This is a genomic window from Nocardioides sp., from assembly GCF_030655615.1.
Taxonomy (GTDB): Bacteria; Actinomycetota; Actinomycetes; order Propionibacteriales; family Nocardioidaceae; genus Nocardioides.
Genome location: NZ_JAURVJ010000067.1, coordinates 1 through 7,973, shown reverse-complemented (window position 1 = coordinate 7,973; position 7,973 = coordinate 1). Strand labels below are relative to the sequence as shown.

Sequence of the window (7,973 nt, the reverse complement as noted above, 5' to 3'; positions counted from 1 at the left end):
GTCGATGACCGGCTTGACCGTCACCTTCGTGCCGGCCTGTTCGCACCACTGGCGGACCTGCTCGACCAGGACCGGGGACCAGGTGTTGTCCACCAACCCCGGCACGTCCGGGCCCTCGGTGTCGAGATGGACGTAGAGCGTCACCCCACGACCACTGCCAGGAGCGCAGTCGAGATCGAGAGCGAGCTGCTGGCGACCCATCTCACCCAACGCCTGGGACCGGCGGACGTCCAACGTCTCGGTGGACCCGAGGTCGGCCAACGCCTGGGCACCCGACTTCAACGCGGCTTCGAGGTCGACGGCATCAGCCAGGTCGAGGGTCGCAGAGACCTCAACGGTGCCGGCGGTGGAGGCGGCGTCGAGGTAGACGTCGGCGTGCCTACCTTCGGCTGCTGCTTGGCGGCGGCGTTCGGCCTCTGCGGGGTCGTGCTCGTCACGCGCGGCATCCACGGCCCGGTCGATCTGGGCGAACGAGCAGGTGTGCAGGAACGGCGCCAGCGCCTGGTCGACCGCGGTCGCGCCGTCCGGGGGCAGGGCGATGGTCTGCTCAGCCACCCGGAACGCCTTCCACACCTGGACCTCGAGCCTGACCACGCGGGCGTGGAGACGCGGGAGCCGGTGACGAAGTTCTAAGGCCTTGCCGAGGTAGGCGAGCCCGCCGTCGGTGGACATCCCCAACGACAGCGCCAGGTCGAGGGCGGCGTACTCAGCGACCACGGGTGCTCCGGCTCCCGCGAGCTGCAGGGGCGGCTGGTCGTTCCAGTCGTGGAGCTCAGCGGCCTCTGTGTCGCCAGCGATATTGGCTAAGGCCCAGTCCAGGACCGCGTTGAGCTTGGCGACCTGGACGCGGGCGTCGTCAGCGCAGCTGGCCCGGACCGACTCGAGCAGCGGGTCGCTGCTCGAGGTGCGGGTGGTCCGGTGGGTGCTGGGCATGTTCTGATTCTAGAGGCGACCACCGACAATTCGATGGTGCGTTCGAGGCGGCGGACGAGGGTCTGGTGACGGGTGTGGGCGGCCTCCTCGACCTCCGTGTGGTCCTGTCCGGCGTGCCGGCTGCGGGGGTCTCGACACGCAGAGACTTCGTCCCTGCGGCTCGACCACCGTGGGTGTGGTCGGGTCAGGCGTACCGGTTGCGGGGGTCTCGACGCGCAGAGACTTCGTCCCTGCGGCTCGACCACCGTGCTGGGGGTCGGGAAGTCAGGTGGTGGCGTCGAGGCCGGCGGCGAGGAGGGGTTCGACGGCCTCGCCGACGCGGTCGAAACCGTCGCCGACGGTCTGGCCGGCGAGGAAGCGGTGGTGGATGCCCTCGAGGATGACGGCGATCTTGAGGTAGGCCAGGCCGAGGTGGAAGGAGAGGTCGCCGAGCTCGCGGCCGCCGGCGGCGACGTAGGTTGCGAGCTGGGTGTCGCGGTCGGGGTAGCCGGGGGCGGCGCTGGCGTCGGCGACGGCGCCGCCGCCGGTGATGACGCCGAGGTTGTCGTAGACGAGGAGGAGCGCGACGTCGGTGAGGGGGTCGCCGAGGGTGGCCATCTCCCAGTCGACGACGGCCTTGACGGGGTGGGGATCCGAGGCGACGCAGAGCAGGTTGTCGAGGCGGTAGTCGCCGTGGACGATCCCGGGCTTGCCGTCGGGCGGGACCGAGCCGGCGAGCCGGGCGAGCAGCGCCTCGGCGTCGGGGAGGGGGCGGGTGGCGGAGCCCTCGAGCTGACGCCCCCACCGGCGTACCTGGCGCTCGAGGAAACCGGCCGGACGACCGAAGTCGCCGAGCCCCACCTCAACCGGGACGACCGCGTGCAGCCTGGCCAGCACCTCCACCATGGAGCGCGCCAACGACGCGGTGACGTCGGGACCGAGCGGCTCGAGCTGGGCAGCGGTGCGGAAGGGCTCGCCGGGCACCTTCTCCATCACGTAGAACTCGGCACCGAGGACGGACTCGTCGGTGCAGTGGGCGTAGGTGCGGGGGACGGGCACGTCGCTGTCGGCGAGGGCCGACATCGCGGTGTACTCCCGGCCCATGTCGTGGGCGGTGGCCTGGACGTGGCCGAGCGGCGGGCGGCGGACGATGAACGTCGACGTGCCGTCGGTGACGCTGTAGGTCAGGTTGGACTTGCCGCCCGAGACCAGCGACGCCTCGACCGGGCCGGCGAGCTCGCCGGGACGGACGCCGTCGTACCAGCGGTGGAACGCCTCGGCGTCGAACCCGGGAACGCTCACAGCGAGTCCACCTTGGTCTGGAGCCGTCGCATCCCGGCCAGCCACCTGTCGGTCGAGGCGGCGCGCGCGGCGTAGTAGCCGGCGACCTCGGGGTGGGGCAGCACCAGGAACGTGTCGGAGTCGAGCGACGCGACCCACGCGTCGGCGACCGCCGACGGCGCCAGCGCCTCGTCGTGGGAGAGCAGGTCCTTGAGCGGTCCGGCCTGGTCGAGCATCGCCGTCTGCACGCCCTGCGGGCAGATCGCCTGTACGACGACCCCGCGGTCGCCATAGGTGACCGAGAGCCACTCGGCGAACCCGACGGCGGCGTGCTTGGTCGTGGAGTAGGCCGCCGCGCCGATCATCGTCAGCAGCCCGGCCGCCGACGCGGTGACGACGAACCGCCCGCCGCGTCCGTCGTCGAGCCACGACGGCACGAGGGCGCGAGCGGCCCGGACGTGCCCCATCACGTTGACGTCGAGCATCCGCGCCCACTCCTCGTCGGGCAGCTGCAGGCTGTCGGGGGACGTGCGGTCGATGCCGGCGTTGGCGCAGTAGACGTCGATCCGGCCGAGCGCGTGGGTGGCGGTCGCGACGAGCTCCTCGACCCCGGCCGCCGACGCACAGTCGCCGGGCACGGCGAGAGCACCGATCTCAGAAGCGGTCGCCTCGAGCGCGTCGGCGTCGACGTCGTTGACCACGACACGTGCCCCTTCTGCGACGAGCCGCGTGGCCAGCGCGCGGCCAATGCCACCGGCAGCGCCCGTGACCACGGCACCGCGACCCTCCAGCGACGCGTGGCCCATCAGTGCGCGCCCTGCAGCGAGATGCCGCCGTCGGCGACGATCGTCTGACCGGTGATCCACGACGCGTCGTCGGACAGCAGGAAGGCGGTGAGCGAGCCGATGTCCTCGATCTCGCCGAGCCGCTTCATCGGGTAGTTGGCCGAGGCCTCCTCCTCGCGTCCGACGTAGAGCGCCTCGGCGAACTTCGTCTTGACCACCGCCGGGGCCACCGCGTTGACGCGGATGCCGGGGCCGAGCTCCTGGGCGAGGGTCTCGGTCAACGAGATCATCGCGGCCTTGCTGGCGCCGTAGAACGCGATGAACGGCGCCGGCCGCACGCCGCCGAGGGAGGCGACGTTGACGACCGCGCCGCCGTGCTCCTTCATCCAGGCCCGGTGGGCCTCCTGGGTGAAGCCGAGGGCCGCGACGACGTTGACGTCCATGATCTTGCGAGCGGCGTCGAGGTCGAGGTCCATGAGCAGGCCGAACGCCGGGTTGATGCCGGTGTTGTTGACCAGCAGGTCGAGGCTCCCGAACGTCTCGACGGCCGCCGCCACGACGGCCGCGCGGTGCTCGGGGTCGCCGGCGTTGCCGGGGATGCCGAGCGCGTGCTCGGGGCCGCCCAGCGACTCCACGGCCTCGGCCAGCGCCTCGGGCTTGCGTGCGGTGACGACGACCCGCGCGCCCTCCTCGACGAGGCGCTGGGCCACGCCGAACCCGATGCCCCGGCTGGCGCCGGTGACGACCGCGGTCTTGCCCTGCAGGCCCTTCACCGCGCCGTCACGCCTTCGCCGCCACGTCGAGCGGGTCGATGGCGGCGTAGGACGTCAGCTTGTCGTCGAGGGCACGGATGTGGTGTCCCGCGTCGCCGAGGAGGTGGTCGAGGACCGTGAGGTGGGAGGTGTAGGTGCCGACGTTGTACTCCGCCGTCATGGCGATGCCGCCGTGCAGCTGGATCGCCTCCTGGCCGATGTGGCGCCCGGCCCGGCTGACCTGGAGCCCGACCCGTGCGGCCGCGTCGGAGACCGCCTCGGGCGAGCCGCCGTCGACGACCATCGTGGCCCAGTCGACGAGGCTGTGGGTGAGCTCCTGGCTGGTGTACATGTCGGCGGCGCGGAAGTTGAGGGCCTGGAAGTTGTTGAGCGTGACCCCGAACTGCTTGCGGCTCTTGAGGTAGTCGACCGTCGCCTTGAGCTGGAACTGCATCGCGCCGAGGGCCTGGTTGGCGGCCATGATCCGGGTGATGTCCTGGATCGTCGCGATGCTGGACGTGACGTCGACACCGGCCTCGCCCAGCGGCGTGGCGGGAGTGGCGTCGAAGGTGATGCGCGCGGCGCGCCCGCCGTCGTAGGTCGAGTAGCCCTCGCGCTCGCCGCCGCCATCGGTCACGACGAACAGGCCGGTGCCACCGTCAGGGAGAGCAGCGCTCACGACCATCACGTCGGCGCGTGCGCCGTGCAGGACCCCGTCCTTGACGCCGGTCAGCGCGCCCTGGGCATCAGCCGTGACGTCGACCGCCGAGGCGGTCCAGCGGTGGCCGGGCTCGTCGTGGGCGAAGGCCAGGACGCTCTCGCCCGAGGAGAGGGCACCGAGGATCTCCTGGCGCTGCTCGGGCGTGCCGACCGCGGAGACGAGGCCACCGGCATAGACGACGGAGGAGAGGAACGGCTCGGGCGCCAGGACGCGACCGAGCTCGCGGCACACGATGCCGATCTCGATCGGGCCCGCGCCGACGCCGCCGTCGTCCTCGCTGAACGGCAGGCCCAGCAGGCCCATCTCGGCCATCTGGGTCCAGACCTTCTCATCGAAGCCCGGGTCGTCCTTGGCCGTCTGGCGGCGGTGCTCGTAGTCGGCGTAGGCCTTGCCGACGAGGCCCTTGACGGCGTCGCGGAGGGCGGTCTGCTCGGAGTCGTAGCTGAAGTCCATGTCTGTTCTACCGTCCGTTCAGAGACCGAGGATGCCGCGGCTGATGATCTGGCGCTGGATCTCGTTGGACCCGCCGTAGATCGACGCCTTGCGGAGGTTGAGGTAGGTGGGGGTCGAGCGGCGGTACCAGTCGAGCGTCGCGTCTCCCTCTCCCGAGGCGAGCGTCGCGGGGCCGCCGAGGTCGACGACGAGCTCGCTGACGGCCTGCTGGAGCTCGGTGCCCTTGAGCTTGAGCACCGACGAGGCCGGGTGGGGCTCGCCGCCGGCGGAGTGGGCCGCCACGCGGAGCGCGGTCAGCTCGAGCGCGAGCAGCTCGTTCTCGAGCTCGACGATCCGGGCACGGAAGAGGGGGTCCTCGGCGATGGTGGCGGCGGCGGCCTCCTTGGCCTTGGCCAGCACCCGCTTGGTCGCGCCGACCGGGGCGACGCCGACGCGCTCGTTGCCGAGCAGGAACTTGGCCTGGGTCCAGCCGCTGTTGACCTCGCCGACCATGTTGCCGACCGGCACGCGGACGTCGGTGAACCAGACCTCGTTGACCTCGTGGCCGCCGTCGATGAGCTCGATCGGCCGGACCTCGAGGCCCTCGCTCTTCATGTCGATGAGCAGCATCGAGATGCCGGCCTGCTTCTTGACCTCGGGGTCGGTGCGCACGAGCGTGAAGATCCAGTCGCCGTACTGACCCAGCGTGGTCCACGTCTTCTGGCCGTTGACGATCCAGTCGTCGCCGTCCTGGACGGCGGTCGTGCGCAGGCCCGCGAGGTCGGAGCCGGCGTCGGGCTCGGAGAAGCCCTGGCTCCACCAGATGTCGAGGTTGGCGGTCTTGGGGAGGAACTCCTCCTTCTGCTCCTGCGTGCCGAACTGGGCGATGACCGGGCCGATCATGCTGGCGTTGAACGCCAGGGGCACCGGCACGCTCGCCGCCTGCATCTCCTCGTGCCAGATGTGGCGCTGGAGCTCGCTCCAGCCGCGCCCGCCCCACTCCTCGGGCCAGTGCGGGACGGCGAGGCCGCCCTTGTTGAGCTCCTGCATGCTCTGGACGATCTGCTCCTTGGTGAGCTCGCGCCCCTCCGCGACGGTCGTGCGGATCTCCTCGGAGATCTCGGTCGTGAAGTAGGTGCGCATCTCCTCGCGGAACGCCTGGTCCTCCTCGGACAGTGCGAGCTGCATGCGGTTTGCCTCCTGGCGGCATCAACGGGTGCGAACGGTCACACCCATCTAACTCGCCAGTAGCAACGCGCCGCCACCCACCTCCGGGTCTGTGGACTGGACCGCTCGCGTGAACCACTCCCGCGTCGGTACGACGTGGCCTAGCGTGGTGCTCCCACCGCCGACGCACCCCTGGAGCCCCCGATGACCGATGGAACCTGGGACGACTACGTCGACCTGAGCGGCGTCGACGCGACCGACCCGAGCCAGGCCGTCCCCGCCATCAACGCCGAGGTCACCGACTTCGCCGCCAACGCCGACACCATCGGCGGCGGCGTCAGCGACCTCGACCAGGTCACCCTCGACACGGCGGCCTACCAGACCGACCTGGCCGAGGGGCAGCAGTCCTGGGCCGACTGGAACAGCGACATCGCCACCGGCGCCTCGGCCGACGCGGCCGCGTCCTACGAGGACGCCACGACCGCGCTCGCCCAGGGCGACGTCTCGGGGGCGGAGTGGTCGCTCAACCAGGCCGACATCGCCGCGACCACGGCCGCCGATGCCACCGACACCGCCGCCGGCTACGAGCAGACCACCGGCGACTACCTCGCGGCCGCCGACAGCTCCCTCGACAGCGTCGACTACTCCGCCCTCGACACCTCGGCGGCCGACACGACGTCCTACGACACCGGCTCCGACTACTGACCGGAGCGGCGTGAGCGACCACCCACCCCCGCCGGTCCAGCCGGTCCAGCCGGTCCGCCTGTCGGCCACGGCGGCCCGCGACCTCGCGGTGCCGATGGCGGCGGTCCGGCAGGCCCTGCTGACGACGGTCCGGCAGGCCGGGCTGACGGTGACGGTCGAGCAGCTCGGCACCATCGACGCCCAGCGCGGCTCGCGGTTCGGCGGGCTGACGCTCTCGCCCGAGAAGGTGCCGGTACGTGTCCGCGCCGACATCGTGCCGACCGCGGCCGGCTGCCGGGTCGAGCTGCGGGTCGAGGACGCCTGGACCATGCCGGGCCGCAGCTGGGGCGCCGTCTCGGTCTACCGCACGCTGTTCGAGGCCCTGACCCAGCACCTCGACCGCGCCGTCGCGCGCGTCGACCCGGCCGCCCTCCTCGAGCCCTGGCACCTCGACGTCGGCCAGGACGTCGCCGCGATGCAGTCGGCGGCCGACGTCGCCGCCCGGGCGCGTGGCGCGGTGGGGCGTCGTACGGACCGGGTGCTCGAGGGCAACGACCGGCCCCGCGCCGCCGGCTCGGCCTCGGGCCTCGCCACCGTCGAGCTGGCCTCGCCGACCGGGGTCGTCCGGCTCGACGTCGTCACCGTCGACGCCATGCTCACCACCGGCCGCCTCGTCGTCGACCGGCCCGGCGGGTTGCCGACCAACCTGCTCACCGACGTCCAGTCCTTCGTGCTCGCGCTCGAGGCCCACCTCGACCAGGCCGGACGGGCGGGGTACGCCGACCGCACCTCCCGCATGGAGCTCACCGCCGGGCAGGTGCCGGTCGTCGGCTTCCTGTTCCAGCAGAGCCGGCTGCGCGAGCAGCTGCCGCTGCGGCTGCTGACCCGGTGCACGACGTGCCGCCTCGAGAAGGTCGTCAACCCCGACCTCGCGCGGCTGCGGGAGCGGGCCCGTCGCAGCCAGGCCCTCACCAGCAGCATGGGGATGTTCCTCGGCGGCCACGGCGCCAGCCCCTACGTGATGCTCGGCCGGATGGCGCACCTGCGCAAGAGCGAGCCCGACTACGTCTGCCCGCGCTGCCAGGGTCTCGACGCCGACGAGTGCGTCGTGACGTTCTGCCCGCAGTGCGGCGAGCGGCGCGACGAGTCGGTGCTGCGTACCTGCCCCCGGTGCGCCCACGACTTCCGCGCCCTCGACCCGACCCAGCCCGCGTGGCAGGCGCCGGCGCCGGTCGCTGC

General features: G+C 72.0%; 8 protein-coding genes. 2 read left to right on the top strand and 6 right to left on the bottom strand.

Translation table 11 applies throughout. The features are described 5' to 3' along the window. From Q7T52_RS05585 to Q7T52_RS05560, 6 genes are all read right to left on the bottom strand, one after another. A partial coding sequence (locus Q7T52_RS05585) for an HNH endonuclease (RefSeq protein WP_304800212.1) occupies nt 1-933 on the bottom strand: 933 nt, incomplete at its 3' end. Nucleotides 934-1,197: 264 nt separating this feature from the next. After that, nucleotides 1,198-2,214, bottom strand: a complete 1,017-nt coding sequence (locus Q7T52_RS05580) for a phosphotransferase family protein (RefSeq protein ID WP_304800210.1) — start codon at nt 2,212-2,214, stop codon at nt 1,198-1,200. Beyond that, nucleotides 2,211-2,999 carry an SDR family oxidoreductase gene (locus Q7T52_RS05575; protein WP_304800208.1) on the bottom strand — a complete coding sequence of 263 codons (789 nt, stop codon included), beginning with the start codon at nt 2,997-2,999 and terminating at the stop codon, nt 2,211-2,213. Before Q7T52_RS05575 ends, Q7T52_RS05580 begins: the two co-directional genes overlap by 4 nt. Continuing rightward, nucleotides 2,999-3,751, bottom strand: a complete 753-nt coding sequence (locus Q7T52_RS05570; RefSeq protein WP_304800206.1) for an SDR family oxidoreductase — start codon at nt 3,749-3,751, stop codon at nt 2,999-3,001. The genes Q7T52_RS05575 and Q7T52_RS05570 overlap by 1 nt, the downstream gene beginning before the upstream one ends. A 7-nt stretch (nt 3,752-3,758) precedes the next feature. Continuing rightward, a complete protein-coding gene (locus Q7T52_RS05565) occupies nt 3,759-4,904 on the bottom strand; it encodes an acyl-CoA dehydrogenase family protein (protein WP_304800204.1) in 1,146 nt (381 codons plus the stop codon). A gap of 18 nt (nt 4,905-4,922) precedes the next feature. Then, the gene (locus Q7T52_RS05560) at nt 4,923-6,071 is read right to left on the bottom strand and encodes an acyl-CoA dehydrogenase family protein (RefSeq protein WP_304800202.1); all 1,149 of its coding nucleotides are present in this window, start codon (nt 6,069-6,071) and stop codon (nt 4,923-4,925) included. 183 nt (nt 6,072-6,254) lie between these two features. Between Q7T52_RS05560 and Q7T52_RS05555 the strand changes: the two genes are divergently transcribed. Then, the gene (locus tag Q7T52_RS05555; RefSeq protein ID WP_304800201.1) at nt 6,255-6,755 is read left to right on the top strand and encodes a hypothetical protein; all 501 of its coding nucleotides are present in this window, start codon (nt 6,255-6,257) and stop codon (nt 6,753-6,755) included. A 10-nt stretch (nt 6,756-6,765) separates the two neighbouring features. Beyond that, a partial coding sequence (locus Q7T52_RS05550; RefSeq protein WP_304800199.1) for a hypothetical protein occupies nt 6,766-7,973 on the top strand: 1,208 nt, incomplete at its 3' end.

What these genes read in the sequence shown, in the direction of transcription:
- Q7T52_RS05575 (WP_304800208.1), bottom strand. Translation starts at nt 2,999, where the DNA reads ATGGGCCACGCGTCGCTGGAGGGTCGCGGTGCCGTGGTCACGGGCGCT.
- Q7T52_RS05565 (WP_304800204.1), bottom strand. Translation starts at nt 4,904, where the DNA reads ATGGACTTCAGCTACGACTCCGAGCAGACCGCCCTCCGCGACGCCGTC.
- Q7T52_RS05560 (WP_304800202.1), bottom strand. Translation starts at nt 6,071, where the DNA reads ATGCAGCTCGCACTGTCCGAGGAGGACCAGGCGTTCCGCGAGGAGATG.
- Q7T52_RS05555 (WP_304800201.1), top strand. Translation starts at nt 6,255, where the DNA reads ATGACCGATGGAACCTGGGACGACTACGTCGACCTGAGCGGCGTCGAC.